The sequence below is a fragment of the Achromobacter sp. 2789STDY5608615 genome (assembly GCF_001298995.1).
GTDB lineage: Bacteria > Pseudomonadota > Gammaproteobacteria > Burkholderiales > Burkholderiaceae_B > Achromobacter > Achromobacter insuavis.
This window is the reverse complement of the sequence record NZ_CYTY01000033.1, coordinates 3,801-4,121: the sequence shown is the minus strand read 5'-3', so window position 1 is coordinate 4,121 and position 321 is coordinate 3,801. Positions and strand designations below refer to the sequence as shown.

The 321-nt window shown below is 71.0% G+C and carries 1 protein-coding gene; it reads left to right on the top strand.

Annotated elements, in window-relative coordinates; all coding sequences use genetic code 11:
- Nucleotides 1-321 (top strand): sigma-70 family RNA polymerase sigma factor (locus AOZ49_RS33065; protein ID WP_054478056.1); only part of this gene is annotated, 321 nt, incomplete at both ends.

Below are 321 nucleotides of genomic sequence, written 5' to 3'. Positions count from 1 at the left end.
GACGCGGCCGACCTGGCGCACGACACCTTCATCCGCCTGATCGCCCGCGACGAGCCGCCGCTGGTGCGCGAGCCGCGCGCGCTGCTGACCACGGTGGCGCAGGGGGTGCTGTCCAATTTCATGCGGCGGCGGCGCATCGAGGAAGCCTATCTGGCGACGCTGGCCGCCCTGCCCGAGCAGACGACGCCCAGCCCCGAAAGCCGCGCCATCCTGATCGAGACCCTGGTCGAACTGGATCGCCGCCTCGACACCCTGCCGGCGCCGGTGGTGAAGGCGTTCCTGCTGTCGCAACTGGACGGCATGAAGCAGGCCGACATCGCC